Here is a 20,365-nt window from a genome sequence, read left to right on the forward strand (position 1 = left end):
CCTGGCGGGAGAGGTCTCAGCGCGCGAGGTCTCAGTGCGCGAGGTCTCAGTGCGTGAAGATGGCGACCGGGCGGTCCTCGATCCGGTGCACCCGCACCTCGGTGTCGAAGACGTCCGTGAGCACGTCGTCGCGCATGATCTCCTCGGGGCTGCCGGTGTGGCAGACCTGTCCGTCCCGCAGCGCGATGATGTGGTCCGAGTAGGCCGCGGCGAAGTTGACGTCGTGGACCACGATCACGATGGTCTTGCCCAGCTCGACGGCGGCGCGGCGGAGCTGGCGCATCATCAGCACGGCGTGCTTCATGTCCAGGTTGTTCAGCGGCTCGTCCAGCAGGATGTACTCGGTGTCCTGCGCCAGGACCATCGCGACGTACGCGCGCTGGCGCTGGCCCCCGGAGAGCTGGTCCGTGAACCGGTCCTGGAGCGGGGTGAGGTTCAGGAACTCCAGGGCGCGGTCGACGGCGGCGCGGCACTCCGGGGTCGGCCGCCCCTTCGAGTGGGGGTAGCGGCCGAAGCCGACCAGGTCGCGCACGGTGAGCCGGGCGGTCAGGTGGTTCTCCTGCCGGAGCACGGAGATCAGGCGCGCGAGGTCGGAGCTGCGGGTCGTGGCGACGTCGTGCCCCTTGACCGTGATGCGCCCGGCCGAGGGGTCCATGAGGCGGCCGATGATGGTCAGCAGCGTCGACTTGCCGGCGCCGTTGGGGCCGATCAGGGAGGTCACGCCGCCGGCGGAGATCCCGCCGGTGACCGGCCCGAGGACCCGGAGGCCGTTGTAGTCCTTGACGACGTCGGTGAAGGCGATCACAGCTTGCCCTTTCGCAGTAGGAGCAGCAGGAAGAGGGTGCCGCCCGCGAATTCGATGATGACGGTCAGGAAGCCCGACGCGTAGAAGACGTGCTCCAGCACGAACTGCCCGGCCGTCAGCGTCAGCAGTCCCAGCAGGAAGGCCATGGGCATCACGTACTGGTGCCGGTGCGTGCCGGCGATCTGGTAGGCGAGCGTCGCGACGACGAATCCGAAGAACGTCATCGGACCGGCCAGGGCCGTCGAGAACGCGACCAGGATCGCGATCAGCACCAGCATGACGGTCAGCTCGCGCTTGTGGTCGAGGCCCAGGGTCTGCGCTGCGTCGCGGCCCAGCAGCAGGACGTCCAGCCGGAAGCGCCGGCGCCACAGCACGGCCCCGACTCCCGCGCAGACCGCGAAGGCCAGCGGGAGGTAGCCGGTGTCCACGGAGCTCATCCGGCCCATCAGCTCCACCGAGAGCATGTCGTAGTCGGTCGGGTTCAGGAGCCTCTGGACGAAGATCGAGACGGAATCGAACGCCATGCCGAGCACCACGCCGACCAGGAGCAGCACGTACAGGCTGCCGAACCGGCCGGAGAACAGCCAGCGGTACAGGAGCGTCGCGAAGACCACCATCAGCAGCGTCTCCGCGACGAGCTTCGGGATCCCGTCGACCCTCGCGAGGAGGACTCCGCCGAAGAGCCACACGAGCATGGTCTGCAGGAAGGTGTAGAGCGAGTCGAAGCCCATGATCGACGGCGTCAGGATCCGGTTGTGCGTCACGGTGTGGAAGACCACGGTCCCGATGCCCTGGGTGAAGGCGACCACCAGCATGGTCCCGAGCATGGTGAGCCGCTGCTCGATCGCGAAGGCGAAGGAGCCCTGGATGAACAGGAGGAGCAGGCAGCACGACGCCGCCGCGGCCAGTGCGCCCACGACGGCCAGCCGCTGGCCCGGGCCGAGCCGGCCGGGGGCCAGACGACCGGCCAGCCGGCGCAGGCCGGAATCCCTTGCGGTCGGCGCCGCCGGCGCGTCGGGGGTGCGTCGGGCATCAAGCATTGACATGTCTGCGCTGCCTCAGGACCAGGGAGATGAAGACGACGGCGCCCACCACGCCGAGGATGACGGACGCCGGGATCTCCATCGGCGCCACGATGGTGCGGCCGACGAGATCGCACGCGAGCAGGAGCACGGTGCCCAGCAGGGCGACCCACGGCAGGTTCCGGCGCAGGTCGTCGCCGAGCACCAGGGAGACGAGGTTCGGCACGATCAGCCCGATGAACGGGATGAACCCGACGACGACGGCGGTCACGCCCGTGGCCAGTGCGACGATCGAGACGCCGAGGAAGACCACCCGATGGTAGTCCAGGCCCACGTTGGTGGCGACGTCGCGGCCGAGTCCGGCGACCGTGAAGCGGTCCGCGACGAGGTAGGCGGCCGCGCAGGCCAGTGCAGCGAGCCAGAGCGGCTCGTAGAAGCCCTCGACGATCCCGCTGAAGCCCCCGGACCGCCAGGCGGACATGGTCTGGAGCAGGTCGAAGGTCCCCGCGATGAACGTGCTGAAGGATCCGACGACCGCCCCGAGCATGATGCCGACGAGGGGCACCACTAGCGAGTCCTTGACCCGCACCCGGTTCAGGAAGGCGATGAAGACCCACGTGCCGCCGAAGGCGAAGGCGATGGCGACGGCCATCTTCGCCAGCGGGGAGGCCCCGGGATCCACGAGCAGTACCGCGAGCATCCCCAGCCCGGCCCACTGGGCCGTGCCGGCGGTGGTGGGCTCCACGAACTTGTTCTGGGTGATGAGCTGCATGATCACCCCGCAGACGGCCATCGCCGCGGCGGCGAAGACCAGGGCCAGCGTGCGCGGCACGCGCGAGACCCAGAACATGTGCAGGACGTCGGACTCCGTCAGGAGGCCGTGCAGGGTGATTTCGTAGCCGCCTACCAGCAGGGAGGCAGCGGTCAGCCCGAGGGCCGCCACGACGGTGGCGGCCAGGAGGAGACGTGGAGTGGGGGTGCGCATGGTTGCCCTCGGGAGAAGGGCGCGGGCCCCGCAGGGCGGGGTCCGCGCGGCGGGCGCTACTCGGCCGGCGTGAACTCGTCGCCCTCGGCGGAGACCGCGGCGTCGCGGTCCATGACGATCATCCAGTCCGGGTTCGCCTGGGCGACGGTCTCGGGCGCCAGTCCGGAGTCGTTGTGCACGGACTCGCCGTCCAGCTGCTGCTGGGCGAAGACGTCCTCCAGGTCCACGCCCTCGAGCAGGCGGCCGATACGTCCTGCACCGTTGTCGATCCGCCCGCCCGAGGCGTTGGCGAGGAAGACGGTCTCCCCGCTGGTCGCCTCCTCGGCGGCGGCCTGGGCCTCGTCCAGCGCCGCCACCAGCTCCGCGGCCCTCTCCTCCTCGCCGAAGATCTGGCCGAGGACCTCGGTCTGGTGGCGGAGGCCGCCCAGCCAGCCTCCCGCGGACTCCTCGTCCGGCTGCACGTCGACCACCGGGGCGATCTTCTCCAGGTCCTCGGTGTACTCGGTGAAGCGTCCGCCGCCGATGATCAGGTCGGGCTCCGCGGCGCTGACGGCCTCGAGCTTGGCCTCGCGGTGCGAGCCGGCGTCGGCGATCTCCGCGTCGTCCTCCCACGCGGCGTAGCCCTCGGCCGGCAGCAGCGGCTTCGGTACGGCGACGGGCTCGATGCCGAGGGCCTTGACCGTGGCGAACGTGGTGTTGTTCAGGACCGCGACGCGCACGGGCTCCGCCGGCACCTCCATCTCGCCGTTGTTTCGTCTCGATCGTGACCGTCCCGGCGCTCGAGGACGACGCCGGTGCGTCGCCCTCCGCCGGGGCGGTGCTGCTGCACGCCGCGAGCGACAGGACGGCGGCGCCGGCCGCGGTGAGCGTCAGGGCGGACTTCAGCGAAAGCTTCATTGACTTCTCCTGGGCGAGAGGGGAGCGAGGGCCGCCAGGCGGCCCTCGCTACAAAATTAGGACACGTAATCGTTTCGAAAACGGTGTGTCACATGGAAACGCACACGAAGGGTCACCTAACTCCCAATCGCCGAGGCCGACCGACCCGACCCTGGAGACCTGTTTATGCCCCATGCCTCATTTCCGTCACAGAAGTTTTGTGTAATTGGGCTGAGTGAGGCTAGCCTTACTGCGTGGTGGACCCGTATCCGCCGCTCCCCGATCATGACCCCTCGACCCGCAAGGACGTTCCATGGCCATCACCCGCCGCGCCGGGCTGCTCGCAGCCGCCGCCGCCGTCGTTCTCACCGCCTCCGCGTGCTCCGGCTCCGCAGCGCCCGCGGAGTCCGCCGACTCGCCGGAAGGGGCGGGCGGCTTCCCTGTGACCGTCGAGCACATCTACGGCGAGACCGTGATCAAGGAGCAGCCGGAGCGCGTCGCCGCCGTCTCCTGGGTCAACGCCGACACGGCGCTCGCGCTCGGCGTCGTGCCCGTCGCCATGCCCGAGGACACCTGGGGTGGCAACGAGAACGGCTCCACCGACTGGAAGGACGCCAAACTCGAGGAGCTCGGTGCGGCGATCGGCACCGAGAACGCGCCGGTGCAGTACTCCGAGGCCGACGGCATCAACTACGAGGCCATCGCGGAGTCCACCCCCGACGTCATCCTCGCGGGCTACTCGGGCCTGACGCAGGAGGAGTACGACAAGCTCTCCAAGATCGCGCCGGTCGTCGGCCCCCAGAAGGAGAACTACCTCGCCTCCTGGCAGTCGGTGACCGAGGCCACCGGTGCCGCGCTCGGCAAGACGGAGGAGGCCGAGCAGGTCGTGGCCGACGTCGAGGCGCAGTTCGCGGCCGTCGTCGAGGAGAACCCCGTCCTGGAGGAGAGCACCTTCATCGCCGGCAACGTGGACGCGGCCGCCAACACGCTGAGCATCTACGCGGGCGACGACACGCGCCCGCGCTTCTTCAAGGCCCTCGGCATGGAGCAGGCGCCCGTCGTCGACGAGCTCGTCGAGGACGGCCAGTTCTACGGCGACGTCTCGCCGGAGCGCAGCTCCGAACTCGAGTCGGATGTCTTCTACAGCTGGGTCGCCGGCGAGGAGGGCGCCGAGGCCGTGCGCAACCACGACCTCTTCAAGCAGATCCCGGGCGTCGCCAACGGCGGCTTCATCACCACCGTGGACGATCACTCGACGCTCGCGATCTCCTCGGCCTCAGCGCTGAGCCTGCCGTGGGCCATCGAGAACATCGTGCCGGACGTCGTCGCGGCCGCCGAGGCCGCGGCCGAGTAGACGTCCACCAGCAGGAGCCCGGCCGGGCCCGCGAGCCGCGGGCCCGGCCCCGCGGGTGCGGACCGGGAACGGTCCGCCGCCCGGGCCGGGTTTCAGAGGGCGGCGCGCTCGGCCGGTTCGAGCGTCGCCAGATACGAGAGTTGAGCAGCAACGGAATGCTCCGCAGCACCGCGCACCGAGGAGTCGACGTCGGCATAGACCACGTCGGCCACTCGGCGCACGTCCGAGGCGGCCGGGCGCCCGCCGTCGTCGGCGACTGCGGCCGGGTCCAGGTCGAGTTCCAGCTGCACGACGGCGTCGCGTACCTGGCGCAGGCGCTCGAACCGATGCGCCCGGTAGGCACCGGCGATGGCGGCCAGATCCGGCAGCACGGGACCGTGCGCCGGCAGCACCGTGGCGGCGCCGAGACCGGTCAACCGGTCCAGGCTCTCCAGGTAGTCCCCGAGGGTCCCGTCCGGGAAGTCCAGGATCGTCGTCCCGCGGCCCAGGATGGTGTCCCCGGTCAGGACCGCGCCGTGGGGCCCGTCGTCGGGGAGCAGGAAGCACACCGAGTCGGAGGTGTGCCCCGGCGTCGCCAGCACGCGGATCCGCAGGCCCGCCGCGGTCACCACCTCGTCCGGACGCAGCGGGTCGCCGTCGCCGGCGAGCGTTCCGTGGAGCGGGTGCCCCGGCGCCGCGGGACGGCAGTGCTCGCCCAGGACCGCCCGGACGGGCGCCCCGGTGAGGGCGTGCAGCCGGTCGATCCCCTCCGTATGGTCCGGATGCCGGTGCGTGACCAGCACGAGCTCCACCGCCCCCTCGCCGGCCAGCGCGGCGAGGTGGCCGGCGTCGTCCGGGCCCGGGTCGACGACCACCACGGCTTCGGCGCCGGGGAAGGCGAGCACGTAGGACTGCGTGCCGTCCAGGGTCATGGGCCCCGGATTCGGCGCCAGCACCTGGCGGGCGAAGGCGGAGACGGGCCGCGCGGTACTCTGCGTCATGCACCCCAGTGTGGTCGGCGGCGGGACCCGATGACAACGCACGCCGCCGGGGACCCCGCGGCGCCGCGCACGACGGCCGCCTCGACGACGGCCTCGACGACCTCGACGACTAGGCGACGGAAGACGACATGACTGAAGTTCTCGCCCGGCGCCCCGCCGCCTCCCGCGCGGGCGGCCCCGAGACCGCCGAAGGCCCCGGCCACCCGTCCGGCGGGGCCGTCGGGCCGATCGGCCGCCGCCGCTCGCTCCCGCGCGTCCTGACGGTGGCCGTCGCGCTCGCCGTGCTCCTGGTCCTCGCCACCGCGCTGTCGCTGACGGTCGGCGCCCGCAACACCGGTCTGCCCGTCGTCTGGGACGCCCTCACGGCGTTCGACCCCGCCGACGGCGACCACCTGGTGGTGCACTCCCGGATTCCGCGCACCGTGGCCGGGCTGCTCGCCGGGCTCGCCCTGGCGCTCGCCGGCACCGCCCTCCAGGGGATCACGCGCAACCCGCTGGCCGACCCCGGGATCCTCGGGCTCAACGCGGGCGCCGCGCTCGCCGTCGTCCTGGGCATCCACCTGGCCGGCATCGCCGGGGTCACCGGCTTCGTCTGGCTCGGCTTCGGCGGCTGTGCGCTCGCCGCCGTGACCGTGTACGCCGTCGCGAGCCTCGGCCGGGAGGGGGCCACGCCCGTCAAGCTCGCCCTGGCCGGCGCCGCTCTGACCGCCGGCTGCACGTCCGTTATGCACGGCGTGCTCATGATCGACCAGACGGCGCTGGACAGCTTCCGGTTCTGGCAGGTCGGCACGCTCGGGGTGCGCAGCACCGAGACCATGGTCTCCCTGCTTCCGTTCCTCGCGGTCGGGACCGCGGTGTGCCTGCTCTCCGCCCGCCTGTTCAACGCCCTCGCCCTCGGGGACGACGCCGCCGCCGGCCTCGGCCTCCGCGTCGGCCGCGGGCGGGGGATCGCGGCCGCTGGCGTGGTCCTGCTCGTGGGGACGGCCGTGGCGATCGCCGGCCCCATCGCGTTCGTCGGGCTCGTGATCCCGCACGGCCTGCGCGTCCTGGTCGGCAGCGACTACCGGGCCCTCCTGCCCCTCTCCGCCCTCGCCGGGCCGGTGCTCCTGCTCCTCGCCGACGCGTTCGGCCGGGTCGTCCTGCCGCCGTCGGAGGTCCAGGTCGGCGTGATGACCGCCGTCATCGGGGCCCCCGTCTTCATCTGGCTGATCCGCACCCGGAAGCAGGTCGCCCTGTGACCGCCGCCGTGACGGACCGGACCGTCCCCGCCCTGCCCCGGCCCCACCGCGGGACACGGGTCGCCCTGGTGCTCGCCGGCGTCGTCGTCGTGCTGTTCCTCGTCACGGTGCTCCTGGGCTCCACGATCGTGAGCCCCTCCGAGCTCCTCGCGGTCCTCTCCGGGCAGACGGTGCCCGGGGTGAGTTTCATCGTGCTGGAGGACCGGCTGCCGACGGCGTTCGTCGGTGCCCTGGCCGGGGCGGCGTTCGCGCTCTCCGGGACCGTCTTCCAGACGCTCCTGCGCAACCCGCTGGCCAGCCCGGACATCATCGGGATCGGTTACGGAGCGGCCACCGCCGCCGTGGCGGGGATGCTGGTGCTCGGCCTGCAGGGCCCGTGGTTCAGCGTCTCCGCGTTCGTCGGGGCGCTCGTGGTGGCGCTCGTGGTCTACTTCCTGGCCGATTCCGGCCAGCACACCGGCGGCCGGCTGATCCTCATGGGCATCGGTGCCGGCGCCATGCTCCACGCCGTCATGAACTACCTGCTCTCCAGCACCGACGTGCGCAGCGCGGGCGACGCCCTGCACTGGCTCGTCGGCTCGCTCTCCAACAGCAACTGGGAGCGCGTCGGGACCCTCGCGGTGGCCCTGGCCGTGCTGGCGCCGCTGACCGCGTTCGCCGCCACGCGGCTCAAGGTGCTCCAGCTCGGCGACGACGCCGCGGCAGGCCTCGGCGTCGACGTCGCCCGGAGTCGGCTCACCCTCGTGGTCCTCGGCGTCGCGCTGGCCGCGGCCGCCACCTCGGTCACGGGCCCGATCGCGTTCGTCGCGTTCCTCGCCGGCCCGCTCGCCCGGCTGCTCACCGGCGGCCGCACCGACTTCCTGTGCTCGGCGCTCGTCGGGTCGGCCCTCGTGCTGGCCGCCGACTTCGCCGGCTCGAATCTCTTCGGCGACACCAGTCTGCCGGTCGGGGTAGTCACGGGCGCGCTCGGCGCCCCGTTCCTGCTCTGGCTCCTGGTGCGCTCCAACCAACAAGGAATGGGAGGCTGACATGGCCCGTCTCGAAGCCCAATCGCTCACCCTCGGCTACGACAAGTCGATGATCGTCAACGACCTGACGCTGGAGCTCCCCGCGGGCGAGGTGACGATGATCGTCGGCGCCAACGGCTGCGGCAAGTCCACGCTGCTGCGCGGCATGGCCCGGCTGCTCAAGCCCTCGGCCGGCTCCGTGGTCCTCGACGGCAAGGACATCCACACCCAGCCGGCGCGCGAGATCGCCAAGGTCCTGGGCCTGCTCCCGCAGACACCGATCGCCCCGGACGGCATCACCGTCCGCGAGCTGGTCGGGCGCGGCCGCTACCCGCACCAGGGCTGGTTCCGCCGGTGGTCCGCCGAGGACGACGACGCCGTCGGCCGGGCGCTGCATGCCACCGGGACCGAGGAGCTCGCCGAGCGCGCGATCGACGAGCTCTCCGGCGGCCAGCGCCAGCGCGTCTGGATCGCCATGGCGCTGGCGCAGGAGACCGACCTGCTGCTGCTCGACGAGCCCACCACGTACCTCGACGTCGCCCACCAGTTGGAGGTGCTCGACGTCGTCGCCGACCTCAACCGGCGGCGCGGCACCACCGTGGCGATCGTGCTGCACGACCTCAACCTGGCCGCCCGCTACGCGGACCACCTGGTGGCTCTCAAGCACGGCGAGGTCTACGCGCAGGGGCACCCGGCCGCCGTCGTGACGGAGCGGATGGTCCAGGACGTCTTCGGCATGCCGTCGCGCGTGATCCCGGACCCGGTCGCGGGCACGCCGCTCGTGCTGCCCATCGGCCGCCACCGGGTGGTCCGCGGGCGGGACCTGGACCAGAACGCCGCCCGCGCCGCCGCCGGGACCGGGAGCACGGGCACGATGCCCAGCGTGGCCGCAGCCCCCACGGCAGCCGTCGCCGGGGACGCCCAGCACGCCGGCGTCGACGCGCCGGAGCCCGGGGTCGAGGGGGAGGACGGGCTGTTGGCCGCCCTCGAGGCCTGCCCCACCGTGGCGTTCAAGCTGACCGCCGTCGCCGCCACCACGCTGAGCCCGAGCTACCGCCGGGTCACGTTCACGGGCGAGGACCTGGCGCACTTCGGCACCGGCGGGCACCCGCTGGATCTGCGGATCAAGCTCGTCATCCCGTCCCCGGCCTCCAGCGGCGAGGACCACGTCGCGGCCCTGCGGCCGGACGGGCGGATCGCCGCCGACGACGTCGCCGGGTGGTACCGCAAGTGGCTCGCCGTCGACCCGCAGGAGCGCGGCTGGCTGCGCACCTACTCCATCCGCTCCTTCCGCCCCGCCGGGCACCCGGGCAACGTCGGCGAGCACCCGGAGATCGACATCGACTTCGTCCTCCACGTCAAGCGCGAGGGCGGGAAGCTCGTCGGCGGTCCGGCCTCGGTCTGGGCCGCCGAGGCCGAGCCGGGCGCCGAGATCACCATGCTCGGGCCGAACTCCAAGCTGTGCGCGCCCGACTACGCGGGCATCGAGTTCCGGCCCGGCACCGCCCGGCGGATCCTCCTGGCCGGCGACGAGACGGCCGCCCCCGCCATCTGCTCCATCCTCGAGACCCTGCCGCCGGGGATGACGGGCAACGCGTTCATCGAGGTGCCCGGCGTCGACGACATTCAGGGCTCCTTCACACGTTCCGGCGTCTCCGTGCAGTGGCTCCCGCGCGGGTCGCGCCCGCACGGAGAGCTGCTGAACCAGGCCGTCCGCTCGGCGGTCGCGATCCCCGCGGCGGGTGCCGTCGTGCCCGGGCAGGACCCCGAGGACGTGGACGTCGACTCGACGATCCTCTGGGAGACCGCCGAGGCCGGGAGCCATCCGTTCTACGCGTGGCTGGCCGGGGAGGCGGGCACCATCAAGGAGCTGCGCCGGTACCTGGTGCGCGACGCGGGCCTGAACCGCAAGCAGGTCTCCTTCATGGGCTACTGGCGGCGCGGCAAGGCGGAGATGTAGCCGGGGCGCCAGGGAAGCCGCCGTCCCGCTGGGACGCCTCGGCGTCGCACTCCTGCAGGTCTCGGCAGCGATCCGGCTGCAGGACTGCGACGCCGAAGCGGTGCGACTACTCGGCGGTGGTCTCCCAGTGCTCCGGGCCCCGCGAACCGGCCGCGTAGGTGTCCATCGGGACCTCGTCCCGGGCCCAGGCCTCCAGCACGGGAGTGACGATCCGCCAGCACTCCTCGGCCGCGTCGCCGCGGACCGCCAGGCGAAGGTCGCCGTCGAGCATCGAGGACAGGACCTCGCCGTAGGGCTCCAGCTGGCCGCCGCCCAGCTCTCCCGTGAGCTCGCTCTGCTCCAGCGTGAACGGGTCGCCGCGGCCGTTGGTGGTGACTCTGAGCGTGAAGGTGTCCGGCTTGAAGTCGATGGTGAGGGTGTCCGGAGTGTTGCGGCCCTGCAACCCCTCGGGGACGTGGGCGGGGCTGCGGAAGTGGACCACCGCCTGCTTCTGCCCCTGTCCGAACGACTTGCCGCTGCGCAGGACGAACGGGACGCCCGCCCACCGGTGGTTCGCGATCTCCACCTGCACCTCGGCGAGGGTCTCGGTGCCGCGGGCGGGGTCCACGCCCTCCTCGCTGGTGTAGTCCGGCACCTCGCGGTCGCCGATGCTGCCGGCCGTGTAGCGGGCGCGCCGAGAGTGCCGCACCGGGTCGGCCACGCGGGCGGCCCGGAGGACCTGCCCGACGGCGTCGCGAAGGTCGCGCTCCTCGACGCTTGTGGGCTGGTCGATCGCGAGGAGCGCCATGACCTGCAGCAGGTGGCTCTGGATCATGTCCCGGAGCGCCCCGGCTTGGTCGTAGTAGCCGGCTCGCCCCTCGAGCGTGACGGTCTCGTCGTAGAAGATCTCGACCCGCTCGATGGACGTGCGGTCCCAGACCCGCTCGAAGACGCGGTTGGCGAAGCGCAGCCCCAGAAGGTTCAGCACGGTGTAGAGGCCCAGGAAGTGGTCGATGCGGAAGACCTGCTCCTCGGGGACGATGCGCGTCAGGAGCCGGTTGAGCTCGCGCGCCTTCCCGCCGTCGGTGCCGAAGGGCTTCTCGGCGGCGAGGACGGTCCTCTCCGGTAGGTCGACGTCGACCAGCGCCTCGCAGACGCGTGCGGTGATGTGCGGCGGGAGGGCGAAGTAGATGACGAGCCTCTGCTCGTCGCCGAGGTCGAGCGAGTCGATCAGCCGCTGCAGGGACGCGGCGTCGGTCGCGTCGCCGGCCGTGTAGCCCGTCGTCTCGAGCGCGCGGTCGAGCGCCGTGCGGTCCGAGCCGTCCTCCGTGGATCCGGGCACGCCGGCGTCGAAGGCGGTCCGCACGAGCTCACGCCACTCCTCTGCCCCGATCTCCTCCAGGTCGGATCCGACCACCCGGACCTCGCGGGAGGGCTCGACGGCCAGCAGCGTGGCGAGCCCGGGCAGCAGGAGCCGGGAGGTGAGGTCGCCGGAGGCACCGAGGATCAGCAGCGTCGTTTCAGCCATGGTCATACTGTGGCATGTCGGGCCCACAGGTGGAACCGTTGCGTTCCCGGGCGCCGGGTCTAGTCTGGACGGCATGAGCGACCTCCAGACCGCACCCGACGAGCTGGTGTGCCGGGTCGGCGACCCGTGCACCGGCGTCGTCCTGCTGGAGCCGCGCGACGTGCCGCTCGGCGGGACCCGGGCCATGGACGTCCGCCGCACCCTGCCCCAGCGCAGCCGCAGCCTCATCGGCGCGTGGTGCTTCCTCGACCACTACGGCCCGGACCGGGTCTCGGCGACCGGCGGCATGAACGTGCCCCGCCACCCGCACACGGGCCTGCAGACCGTCAGCTGGCTGTTCACCGGAGAGATCGAGCACCGGGACTCGGCCGGGTTCGAGGCGATCGTCCGCCCCGGCGAGCTCAATCTGATGACCGCCGGCCGCGGCATCAGCCACTCCGAGTTCTCCACCCCGGGCACCGAGGTGCTCCACGGCGTCCAACTGTGGCTCGCACTGCCGGACCGGGCGCGGGGCATGGAGCCCACCTTCGAGCACTACGCGCCTGAACCCGTGCACCTGCCGGGCCGGGCACCCGGCACCGCCCCCGGCCGCACGCACCCCGGCGAGGCCCCGGTCAGCGGCCCGTCCGACGGCGAGGGGCCCGGCGCAGGAGGTGCCGAGCTGCGCGTCTTCCTCGGCGAACTCGCCGGCAGCGCCTCTCCGGTGACCGCGCACCACCCCACCGTCGGCGCCGAGATCCTCATCGACGCCGGGGCCTCCGTGTCGCTCGACCTGGACCCGGACTTCGAGCACGGCGTCCTGCTCGACGCCGGCGACCTGGCGATGGACGGGCACATCGTGCCGGGCAACCACCTGGCCTACCTCCCGACGGGGCGCACCGCCGTCGTCCTGTCCGCGGGGGAGCGGCCGGTCCGCGCGGTCCTCATCGGCGGCGCCCCCATGGGGGAGCGGATCATCATGTGGTGGAACTTCGTCGGCCGCGAGCACGACGAGATCGTCGCCTACCGCCGCGCCTGGCAGGCCGAGATCGGCGCCGAGCCCGCCGAGGCGGAGGCCGCCGGGTCCGCGGCGGCAGCGGGGGAGTACGACGACGGCGCCCCCTACCCGCGCTTCGGCGTCTTCGGCGAGGGCACGCCGCCGCCGTTGCCGGCGCCGACCCTGCCCAACGTCCGGCTCCGGCCGCGAGACCAATAGTCCCCTCGCGACCGAGCGGCACCCGGTCGCGAACCATCCACGAGACCCCAGGAGGAACCATGTCAGAGGAAGCCCCGCACCTCGACGGCGCCGAGGACCGGAACGCCGACATCCTCGTGCGCCACAACTCGGACCGGCAGCGCTACGAGCTCGTCGACGCCGGCGCGAGCGGCGACCCCGTCATCGGCAGTGCCCACTACCGGCCCTACGGCGACGAGTCCAGGATCTTCTTCCACACCGTCGTCGACGACGAGTACAGCGGGCGCGGCCTCGCCGGAACGCTCGCCGCCTTCGCGCTGCGGGAGACCGTCGAGGCCGGGCAGCGGATCATCCCGGTCTGCCCGTACATCAAGGTCTACGTCGGCAAGCACCGCGACGAGTTCGGGGACCACGTCGACCCCGTGAGGCAGGAGCACGTGGACGCAGTCCAGGACGGCCGTCCGCGCCCATAGGCCGGCCGGGCACGAGCCAGAGCACGACGACGGCCACGGGGCACCGGGGCCGGCACAGCAGATTCCACGGAGGACAGGAATGGCAGAGGACCAGAGCAGCAGCGACCGCGGCACCGCGCACTCCACGCGCGGCAGCTACGTGACCGGCGGCGAGTTCACGCGGGACACCAACTACATCGAGGACCGGATCGTCGCCGACGTGGACGCCGTGAACGTCCTGCCGACGGCGGAGCCATCCCGGATCGGCGAGCTGGGGGCGGGCCTGACGGAGGGGGCGACGGCATGGCCGGCCGTTCCCGGCAAGTACCGACTGGTGGCGGCGCGGGCCTGTCCGTGGGCCAATCGCACCCTGATCGTGCGCCGCCTGCTCGGACTCGAGGACGCGATCTCCCTGGCCACGCCCGGACCGGTCCACGACGCCCGGTCCTGGACCTTCGACCTGGACGAGGGCGGGACGGACCCCGTGCTCGGCACCGAGCGGCTGCAGGAGAACTACTTCAAGCGGTTCCCGGACTACCCCCGCGGTATCACCGTCCCCGCGATGGTGGACATCGAGTCCGGCGCCGTCGTCACCAACAACTACCCCCAGATGACCCTGGACTTCTCCACCGAGTGGCGGGAGCACCACCGCGAGGGCGCACCGGACCTGGTGCCGGAGGCGCAGTGGGAGGAGATGAAGCCGGTCATCGAACGGATCTTCACCGAGGTCAACAACGGCGTCTACCGGTGCGGGTTCGCCGGGAGCCAGGAAGCCTACGACGACGCCTACGACCGGCTCTGGGCCGGGCTCGACTGGCTCGAGGAGCGCCTGACGGACCGGCGCTACCTCATGGGCGACACCATCACGGAGGCCGACATCCGCCTCTTCACCACGTTGGTGCGCTTCGATCCCGTCTACCACGGCCACTTCAAGTGCAACCGCAGCAGGTTGACCGAGCTGCCCGCGCTCTGGGGCTACGCCCGCGACCTGTTCCAGACGCCCGGCTTCGGCGACACGATCGACTTCGTGCAGATCAAGGAGCACTACTACGTGGTCCACGAGGACGTGAACCCGACGCAGATCGTCCCGAAGGGCCCGGACCTCTCCGGATGGATCACCGAGCACGGACGCGAGGCGCTGGGCGGCAGCCCGTTCGGCGACGGAACCGCACCCGGCCCGGTCCGCCCGGAGGAGCAGGTCGAGCCAGGTCACAACCCGCTCTACCCGGCGTAGCCGGACCGTCGCCGGCGCTTTCCCGCAGGAGGCCCGTGGCAGGATGGACGCCATGACGATCACGGCAGCCGCAGACGGCTCAGCGCTGGGCAACCCGGGCCCGGCGGGCTGGGCCTGGTACATCGACGAGGCGAACTGGCGGGCCGGCGGGTGGCCCCACGGCACCAACAACATGGGCGAGCTCATGGCCGTGCTGGACCTGCTGAACGCCACGGCCGACCGCGCCGACGAACCGCTGCACATCCTCTGCGACTCCCAGTACGTCATCAACTCCGTGACCAAGTGGATGAAGGGCTGGAAGCGGCGTGGCTGGAAGAAGGCCGACGGCAAGCCGGTGCTCAACGTCGACCTGCTCAAGCAGCTGGACGCGGCGCTCGCCGGCCGTGCCTACACGTTCGAGTGGGTCAAGGGCCACGCCGGCCACGAGCTGAACGAGGCCGCCGACGTGCGCGCGCGTGCGGTCGCGACGGCGTTCCAACGCGGCCTCGAACCGGACAGCGGACCCGGTCTCACCCTGGGCACAGCCGCCGAACCGGTGGTCGCCGCCCAGGCGCGCACGGCGACGGGGGGCGCCGCGGGGGCGACGGCGCCTACGGTGGCGACCGGCCCGGCTCCCGTACCAGAGGCCGTGGCGGAGCCGGACCTCTTCAGCTCGCTGGAGGAACCGGCGTTCGACGACGTGCAGGAGCTCGGCACCGGCAGCATCGAGACGGATGCCGTCGTGACCCTCGAGCGCGAGCTGCTCGAGCCGGCCGTGCGCGCCGACCCCAGCCAGGTGTCCTACCTGCTCCACCCCGAGTTCCGCCAGATCAGCTCCTCGGGAGGGCTGCAGGACCGCGACACCGTGCTCGCGCTCCTCGAGGAGAGCGCCGAGAGTCCCGCAGGCACCTTCGAGCTGCTCGACGCCGGCCGGATGGGCGCCTCCGGCCTCCAGGTCCTCTACCGCCTCTCCGGCGCCGGGTACAGCGCCCTCGTGAGCTCGGTCTGGGAGCGCTCCGGTGACCGCTGGCGCCTCCGCTTCCGGCAGTCCACCACCGAACGCTGAGGTCCGCCCATGACCTGGATCGATCCCCGCTTCCAGTCCGTCGCGGACGTCTTCGAGGGCTTTGCTCTGGACGATCCCGACTACTCCGGCCAGTTCGCCGCCTATGTCGACGGGGAGCTGGTCCTCGACCTCGCCGTCGGGGACCACCTCGGACCCGACGATCTCACCGGCGTCTTCTCCTGCACCAAGGGCGCCGCCGGCCTCGTCATGGCGCTCCTCGTCCAGGACGGCCTGCTCGACCTGGACGCCACCGTCGCCCACTACTGGCCCGAGTTCGCCGCGGAGGGCAAGCAGGACGTCAGCGTCCGCCAGCTCCTGTCGCACCAGGCCGGCCTCACCGGCGTCGAGGGCGGCTTCACCGAGGAGGAGTACATCCACTCCGAGCTCGCCGCCGCGAAGCTGGCCGCGGCAGCGCCGCGGTGGCGTCCGGGCGCCGCCCACGCCTACCACGGCCTGACCATCGGGGTCCTGATGGAGGAACTGGTCCGGCGCATCACCGGCGGCCGGCTCCAGGACCTCTACGAGGAACGCATCCGCGCCCCGCACGGCGCGGATTTCTACCTCGGGCTGCCCGAGGACCAGGACCACCGGTACCGTGACGTCCTCCGGCCCGCCCAGCCCGGATCCCCGATCGACGTCGACCCCTTCGGGCAGGCCGGACTCGCGTACAACTCCACCGCGGGGTTCGCCGGTCCGGACGGGGCATCGCTGGACCTGCTCGACCTGCCCAACCAGCCCCGGATGCGCCGCGCTGGCATCTCCTCGGCCGGCGGTGTCGCCAGCGCCCAGGGGATGGCGAAGGTCTATGCGGCCACGAGCACCGGCGTCGTCCTGCCCCATGGGCGACGTGCCGATGCCCTGTTGACGGGCCCGACGCAGCGGGCCTTCTCCCAGACGCAGGTGTACGGCCCCGATGTCAGCCACGGCGGGCTCTCCGCCTACGGCGTCGTCTTCATGGCCTCCGACCCCGGCAACGACTTCGGGTCCTGGCGGGTCTTCGGGCACAACGGGGCCAACGGATCGATCGGCTACGCCGACCCCGCCTACGGCTTGGCCGTCGGCTATGTCCCGGCCCGCGCCGAGGCCAACGGCACCGCGGCCCGGAACGGCCGACTCAGCAAGGCCCTGCGGCGCGCCGTGCTGGACGCTCGTACGCCGCAGGGATGATTTCCGACGCTCGGTGCCGCTTCGCGGCGCACGACCGGCCGGGCCCGGGTCTAGGGTGAAGCCGTGGACTTCAGCAAACGCTATGTAGCAATCGGGGACTCGTTCAGCGAGGGCGTGGGCGATCCCGACGTCGGCCGCCCCAACGGCGTCCGCGGCTGGGCGGACCGGGTGGCGGAGCAGCTCTGCGCCTCCGAGGCGGACTGGGGGTACGCCAACCTCGCGATCCGCGGGCGGAAGCTGCCGCAGATCGTCGCCGAGCAGGTACCGCGCGCCCTGGAGCTCGAGCCCACGCTGGTGACGGTCTCGGCCGGCGGCAACGACATCCTCCGGCCCCGTGTCGACGTCGATCTGATCACGCAGCAGCTCGAGCGCGCCCTGAAGGACCTCAAGTCCACGGGCGCGGACGTCGTCGTCTTCACCGGGTTCGACGTCTCAAACTCGGGCCTGATCTCCGCGACGCTCGGCCGGGTGGCGCTCTTCAACGAGCGCCTGCGGGAGATCGCGGACCACCACGGGATCGTCCTGGCCGACTACTGGCGCTGGCGCGAGTTCCAGAACTGGGGCTACTGGGACCAGGACCGGCTGCACATGAACACCGCCGGCCACACGCTCATGGCCACCCGGGTCCTCGAAGTCCTGCGGCAGGAGCACTCGATCGAGGCGCCCGAGCTGCAGACCCCCGCCGCGCGGTCGCGGGTGGAGGAACTCAAGCGCAACGCCGAGTGGGGCCGGACGCATCTGGTCCCGTGGATCCAGCGCCGACTGACCGGCCGCAGCTCGGGCGACGGGATGTCGCCGAAGTACCCCGACTACGTCCGGCTCGACGCCGGGGTGCCCGAGGCTCCGGGACGTCCCTGAGCCGCCACGGAACGGACCCCGGGACGCCCCGGGTTTCCGGCCGGCGGCCTTGGCTCGCCCGCAGCGCCCGCTGACGATGGAGCCATGAGCCTCCCACACCAGCCCCACGTCGCGACCCCGCGCCCCGGATCCACGACCCTGCGCTCCGAATCCACGACTCTCCGGGCCGGGGCCCGGTCCCTGCCGGCGGCCCCCGCGGCGCGGACCACCGGTGCTTCGACCATCGGCAGCGCCGGACCGCTCCCGCCCTGGGCGGCCGGTTTCGCGGCCTCGTTCGCGATCGTGCAACTGGTGGTCGCCGTCGCCGTCTGCCTCCCCGTCTTCGCCGGCCTGGCGCGATCCGGCTATCTCGTGGCCCTGACCCCGTTCCTGATGTGGGTGCCGGCCCTCGGGGTGATCGGCCTCCATGCGGTGCTCCGGCCTCCCGTGCGGCTGCTCGACTGGTGCGGCCTCCGGGTGGGGTCGCGGGCCTCGCGGCGGCGCGCTGCGGCGGGCCCCGACGGGCGCCGCCGCCCGGCCTCCCTTCCCGGCGTCCTCGGCTGGTCGTTCGCCCTGCTGGTGCTCCTGAGCACGGTCGCGGCGGCGACCATCGGCGCTGCCGTGGCCGTCGGTGCGGTGGACTGGGATCCGGCCCCCGGTGCCACGTCGGCGGCCGCATGGGTGCTCCCGCTCGTCCTCCTCGGCATGCTCGCCACGGCGGGCGAGGAGATCGCCTGGCGGGGGTACCTCGCCAGCACGCTCGCACCGTGGGGCTCCGTCCGCTCCTCGGCCGCCATCGGCGCGTTCTGGGCGCTCTGGCACCTGCCGCTGACGGCCGCCTACGCGATGGACGGCGTCGTGGGCTGGCGCGAGGTCGCCGCCACCACGGTGAACCTCTTCCTCTCCGCCCTCGTGCTCGCCGCCGCGCGGTACGCCTCCCGCTCCGTCTGGCCCGCCATCGCCGGGCACGCCATGCTCAACACGGTGCTCGTCTTCGCGTACTCCAACCTGATCACGCCCACCCGGACGCTCGACGACGCAGCCTACTGGACGTTCCAGCTCGTGGCCTGGGGCGTCCTCCTCGCCGCGGCCGCCCTCGGCGCCGTCGTCGCTGCACGACGTCGGCCCTCCGCCCCGGCGATCACGCGCGGCTGGATCCAGCCCGGCTAGGGTCCAGCCCGGCTAGGCTGGGGTCCCGTGGTGATGCTCATTCTGGACCTCCTCGGGACGTTCTTCTTCGCCGTCTCGGGGAGCCTGCTCGCCGCGCGGAAGCACTTCGACATCGTCGGCTCGCTGCTCCTGGCCTCCCTCGCGGGGCTCGGCGGCGGAGTGGTGCGCGACCTCGTCCTCCACGAGGGCGTCCCCAACGCCTTCGACCAGCCGGTGTACCTGGTGCCCGTGGCGGTGGCAGCTCTGCTGGTCCTCACCGGCCTCATCCACGAGACGCGCTTCCGGCGCACGCTCCTGCTGTTCGACGCGGCCGGCCTGGCCCTGTTCTGCATCGGCGGCACGGTGACCGCTCACGCGGCCGGGATCAACGCGGTCTCGGCCGCCCTCCTCGGCCTCACATCGGCGGTCGGCGGCGGAGTCCTGCGCGACGTCGTCGCGAACGAGGTCCCGCAGCTGTTCAACCCGCGCGGCGTCTACGCGATCCCGGCGATGCTCGGGGCGGCGCTGACCGGCCTCCTGCTCGAGCTCGGCTGGTTCTCCGTCTACGCAGGGGGAACCATCGCGGTGCTCGTCTTCGGCCTGCGGGTCCTCTCGCTCCGGCTGGGCTGGCACGTCCCGCTCGCGAACGGAAGGAGACCAGTGCAGTGAGTCCCGCACGCAACCAGCAACGCGTCGAGACGGCCGAGGAGCTGGCGCGGAGACTCGACCGCCCCATGGGATTCCTCGGGATCGTCTTCCTCTTCGTGGTGCTGGGGCAGCTGCTCGTGGACGAACCCGTCTGGAGCCGGACCCTGTCGATCACCGGCTGGGTCTTCTGGACCGTGTTCGTCCTCGAGTTCCTCCTGCGCGCCTACATCGCGCGGTTCCAGCGGGCCTTCTGGCGACGCAACTGGTGGCAGGCCGTCTTCCTGCTCGTCCCCTTCCTGCGCTTCCTCCGCGCCCTGCGGGTACTCCGCCTGCTGCGCTTCGCCCGCGTGGCACGCGTCGGGGGGATCCTCTCCGCAGGCATCCGCGGGTCCCGTTCGGCAGGGCGGCTCCTGTCGAGTCGCATCGGCTGGCTGGCCGCAGTGACGGTGGTGGTCGTGCTGGCCTCCAGCCAGTTGCTGTACACGCTGGAGTCTCAGAACGACTACGGCCAAGCGCTCTACGAGGCCGCTCTCACGACCGTGACGGGCAGCGGTATCACGAGCGAGGACCCCTTCTCCCGCGTCCTGCACGTGGTCCTGGCGCTCTACTCCATCGCCGTCTTCGCCACGCTGGCGGGTTCGATCGGCGCCTACTTCCTCCGCGACCAGCCCCCGGGCGGCGACGCCGGCGGCCGCCCGGGTGTTGGACGGCGCGCAGACGGACGATAGAATGAGGCAACGCGCCCGCACGGGTGCGAGCCCCTGACACGCGGCGGGAGAGTCCCGACCGAAGCCACGGCCGGGCGCCGTAGGAGCAATTTCCTCCCCGGGAATCTCTCAGGCCCCCGTACCGCCGCGAAGAGGCGACTCTGGAAAGCAGCGGCCCGTCCCCGGACGGACCGCTCACCGACGGTGCAAGCGCGCCA

Annotated in this window: 19 protein-coding genes and 1 riboswitch; of the genes, 13 read left to right on the forward strand and 6 right to left on the reverse strand. The window is 72.2% G+C overall.

Annotation, left to right across the window (positions count from 1 at the left end; translation table 11 throughout):
• Window positions 1–46 precede the first annotated feature (46 nt).
• Genes RIN46_RS14035 through RIN46_RS14050 form a run of 4 tightly spaced genes read right to left on the reverse strand, consistent with a single transcriptional unit; the run spans window position 47 to window position 3,552 of the window.
• The gene (locus RIN46_RS14035; protein ID WP_309080888.1) at window positions 47–805 is read right to left on the reverse strand and encodes an ATP-binding cassette domain-containing protein; all 759 of its coding nucleotides are present in this window, start codon (window positions 803–805) and stop codon (window positions 47–49) included.
• The gene (locus tag RIN46_RS14040; RefSeq protein WP_309080889.1) at window positions 802–1,851 is read right to left on the reverse strand and encodes an iron chelate uptake ABC transporter family permease subunit; all 1,050 of its coding nucleotides are present in this window, start codon (window positions 1,849–1,851) and stop codon (window positions 802–804) included. Before RIN46_RS14040 ends, RIN46_RS14035 begins: the two co-directional genes overlap by 4 nt.
• Complete coding sequence (locus RIN46_RS14045; RefSeq protein WP_309080890.1) at window positions 1,838–2,812, reverse strand: iron chelate uptake ABC transporter family permease subunit; 975 nt, start codon at window positions 2,810–2,812, stop codon at window positions 1,838–1,840. The genes RIN46_RS14040 and RIN46_RS14045 overlap by 14 nt, the downstream gene beginning before the upstream one ends.
• A 56-nt stretch (window positions 2,813–2,868) precedes the next feature.
• Entirely contained in the window at window positions 2,869–3,552 is a 684-nt protein-coding gene (locus tag RIN46_RS14050) for an ABC transporter substrate-binding protein (RefSeq protein ID WP_309080891.1), read from the reverse strand.
• Window positions 3,553–4,001: 449 nt separating this feature from the next.
• On the opposite strand from RIN46_RS14050, the gene RIN46_RS14055 reads away from it, so the two are divergent.
• Window positions 4,002–5,042: an ABC transporter substrate-binding protein gene (locus RIN46_RS14055; protein ID WP_309080892.1), complete on the forward strand. Its 1,041-nt coding sequence runs from the start codon at window positions 4,002–4,004 to the stop codon at window positions 5,040–5,042.
• Window positions 5,043–5,134: 92 nt separating this feature from the next.
• On the opposite strand, the gene RIN46_RS14060 is transcribed toward RIN46_RS14055, so the two are convergent.
• Window positions 5,135–6,022, reverse strand: coding sequence for an MBL fold metallo-hydrolase (locus RIN46_RS14060; RefSeq protein WP_309080893.1), 888 nt, complete (start codon window positions 6,020–6,022; stop codon window positions 5,135–5,137).
• 128 nt (window positions 6,023–6,150) lie between these two features.
• Here RIN46_RS14060 and RIN46_RS14065 point away from each other — a divergent pair, with 128 nt between their 5' ends.
• The 3 genes from RIN46_RS14065 to RIN46_RS14075 are packed head-to-tail and all read left to right on the forward strand — an operon-like array spanning window position 6,151 to window position 10,227.
• A complete protein-coding gene (locus RIN46_RS14065) occupies window positions 6,151–7,260 on the forward strand; it encodes an iron ABC transporter permease (RefSeq protein ID WP_309080894.1) in 1,110 nt (369 codons plus the stop codon).
• Window positions 7,257–8,288: an iron chelate uptake ABC transporter family permease subunit gene (locus tag RIN46_RS14070; protein ID WP_309080895.1), complete on the forward strand. Its 1,032-nt coding sequence runs from the start codon at window positions 7,257–7,259 to the stop codon at window positions 8,286–8,288. The genes RIN46_RS14065 and RIN46_RS14070 overlap by 4 nt, the downstream gene beginning before the upstream one ends.
• A 1-nt stretch (window position 8,289) precedes the next feature.
• Window positions 8,290–10,227 carry an SIP domain-containing protein gene (locus RIN46_RS14075; protein WP_309080896.1) on the forward strand — a complete coding sequence of 646 codons (1,938 nt, stop codon included), beginning with the start codon at window positions 8,290–8,292 and terminating at the stop codon, window positions 10,225–10,227.
• 106 nt (window positions 10,228–10,333) lie between these two features.
• Here the strand turns inward: RIN46_RS14075 and RIN46_RS14080 are convergent, their stop codons facing one another.
• Complete coding sequence (locus RIN46_RS14080) at window positions 10,334–11,734, reverse strand: glucose-6-phosphate dehydrogenase (protein WP_309080897.1); 1,401 nt, start codon at window positions 11,732–11,734, stop codon at window positions 10,334–10,336.
• A gap of 73 nt (window positions 11,735–11,807) precedes the next feature.
• Here RIN46_RS14080 and RIN46_RS14085 point away from each other — a divergent pair, with 73 nt between their 5' ends.
• The 9 genes from RIN46_RS14085 to RIN46_RS14125 all read left to right on the forward strand — a co-directional run bounded on the left by RIN46_RS14085 (window position 11,808) and on the right by RIN46_RS14125 (window position 20,168).
• Window positions 11,808–12,929 carry a pirin family protein gene (locus tag RIN46_RS14085; protein ID WP_309080898.1) on the forward strand — a complete coding sequence of 374 codons (1,122 nt, stop codon included), beginning with the start codon at window positions 11,808–11,810 and terminating at the stop codon, window positions 12,927–12,929.
• A gap of 59 nt (window positions 12,930–12,988) precedes the next feature.
• A complete protein-coding gene (locus tag RIN46_RS14090) occupies window positions 12,989–13,381 on the forward strand; it encodes a GNAT family N-acetyltransferase (protein WP_309080899.1) in 393 nt (130 codons plus the stop codon).
• A gap of 79 nt (window positions 13,382–13,460) precedes the next feature.
• The gene (locus RIN46_RS14095; protein ID WP_309080900.1) at window positions 13,461–14,594 is read left to right on the forward strand and encodes a glutathione S-transferase C-terminal domain-containing protein; all 1,134 of its coding nucleotides are present in this window, start codon (window positions 13,461–13,463) and stop codon (window positions 14,592–14,594) included.
• Window positions 14,595–14,646: 52 nt separating this feature from the next.
• On the forward strand, window positions 14,647–15,639 hold the full coding sequence (locus tag RIN46_RS14100) for a ribonuclease HI family protein (protein ID WP_309080901.1): 993 nt from the start codon (window positions 14,647–14,649) through the stop codon (window positions 15,637–15,639).
• A gap of 9 nt (window positions 15,640–15,648) precedes the next feature.
• Window positions 15,649–16,806, forward strand: a complete 1,158-nt coding sequence (locus RIN46_RS14105) for a serine hydrolase domain-containing protein (protein WP_309080902.1) — start codon at window positions 15,649–15,651, stop codon at window positions 16,804–16,806.
• Window positions 16,807–16,869: 63 nt separating this feature from the next.
• Complete coding sequence (locus RIN46_RS14110) at window positions 16,870–17,664, forward strand: SGNH/GDSL hydrolase family protein (RefSeq protein WP_309080903.1); 795 nt, start codon at window positions 16,870–16,872, stop codon at window positions 17,662–17,664.
• Between the two features lie 84 nt (window positions 17,665–17,748).
• The gene (locus RIN46_RS14115; protein ID WP_309080904.1) at window positions 17,749–18,813 is read left to right on the forward strand and encodes a type II CAAX endopeptidase family protein; all 1,065 of its coding nucleotides are present in this window, start codon (window positions 17,749–17,751) and stop codon (window positions 18,811–18,813) included.
• Window positions 18,814–18,846: 33 nt separating this feature from the next.
• Window positions 18,847–19,461 carry a TRIC cation channel family protein gene (locus RIN46_RS14120; RefSeq protein WP_309081048.1) on the forward strand — a complete coding sequence of 205 codons (615 nt, stop codon included), beginning with the start codon at window positions 18,847–18,849 and terminating at the stop codon, window positions 19,459–19,461.
• Window positions 19,458–20,168, forward strand: a complete 711-nt coding sequence (locus tag RIN46_RS14125) for a hypothetical protein (RefSeq protein ID WP_309080905.1) — start codon at window positions 19,458–19,460, stop codon at window positions 20,166–20,168. The genes RIN46_RS14120 and RIN46_RS14125 overlap by 4 nt, the downstream gene beginning before the upstream one ends.
• A 34-nt stretch (window positions 20,169–20,202) precedes the next feature.
• Window positions 20,203–20,302: riboswitch (glycine riboswitch) on the forward strand.
• Window positions 20,303–20,365 lie beyond the last annotated feature (63 nt).

Source organism: Zhihengliuella sp. (assembly GCF_031178195.1).
Lineage (GTDB): Bacteria > Actinomycetota > Actinomycetes > Actinomycetales > Micrococcaceae > Zhihengliuella.

Bases quoted from the DNA above. Each gene is read 5' to 3' on its own strand.
- RIN46_RS14040 (WP_309080889.1), bottom strand. From the start codon at position 1,851: ATGTCAATGCTTGATGCCCGACGCACCCCCGACGCGCCGGCGGCGCCG.
- RIN46_RS14045 (WP_309080890.1), bottom strand. From the start codon at position 2,812: ATGCGCACCCCCACTCCACGTCTCCTCCTGGCCGCCACCGTCGTGGCG.
- RIN46_RS14050 (WP_309080891.1), bottom strand. From the start codon at position 3,552: ATGGAGGTGCCGGCGGAGCCCGTGCGCGTCGCGGTCCTGAACAACACC.
- RIN46_RS14055 (WP_309080892.1), top strand. From the start codon at position 4,002: ATGGCCATCACCCGCCGCGCCGGGCTGCTCGCAGCCGCCGCCGCCGTC.
- RIN46_RS14060 (WP_309080893.1), bottom strand. From the start codon at position 6,022: ATGACGCAGAGTACCGCGCGGCCCGTCTCCGCCTTCGCCCGCCAGGTG.
- RIN46_RS14065 (WP_309080894.1), top strand. From the start codon at position 6,151: ATGACTGAAGTTCTCGCCCGGCGCCCCGCCGCCTCCCGCGCGGGCGGC.
- RIN46_RS14075 (WP_309080896.1), top strand. From the start codon at position 8,290: ATGGCCCGTCTCGAAGCCCAATCGCTCACCCTCGGCTACGACAAGTCG.
- RIN46_RS14080 (WP_309080897.1), bottom strand. From the start codon at position 11,734: ATGGCTGAAACGACGCTGCTGATCCTCGGTGCCTCCGGCGACCTCACC.
- RIN46_RS14085 (WP_309080898.1), top strand. From the start codon at position 11,808: ATGAGCGACCTCCAGACCGCACCCGACGAGCTGGTGTGCCGGGTCGGC.
- RIN46_RS14090 (WP_309080899.1), top strand. From the start codon at position 12,989: ATGTCAGAGGAAGCCCCGCACCTCGACGGCGCCGAGGACCGGAACGCC.
- RIN46_RS14095 (WP_309080900.1), top strand. From the start codon at position 13,461: ATGGCAGAGGACCAGAGCAGCAGCGACCGCGGCACCGCGCACTCCACG.
- RIN46_RS14100 (WP_309080901.1), top strand. From the start codon at position 14,647: ATGACGATCACGGCAGCCGCAGACGGCTCAGCGCTGGGCAACCCGGGC.
- RIN46_RS14105 (WP_309080902.1), top strand. From the start codon at position 15,649: ATGACCTGGATCGATCCCCGCTTCCAGTCCGTCGCGGACGTCTTCGAG.
- RIN46_RS14115 (WP_309080904.1), top strand. From the start codon at position 17,749: ATGAGCCTCCCACACCAGCCCCACGTCGCGACCCCGCGCCCCGGATCC.
- RIN46_RS14120 (WP_309081048.1), top strand. From the start codon at position 18,847: ATGCTCATTCTGGACCTCCTCGGGACGTTCTTCTTCGCCGTCTCGGGG.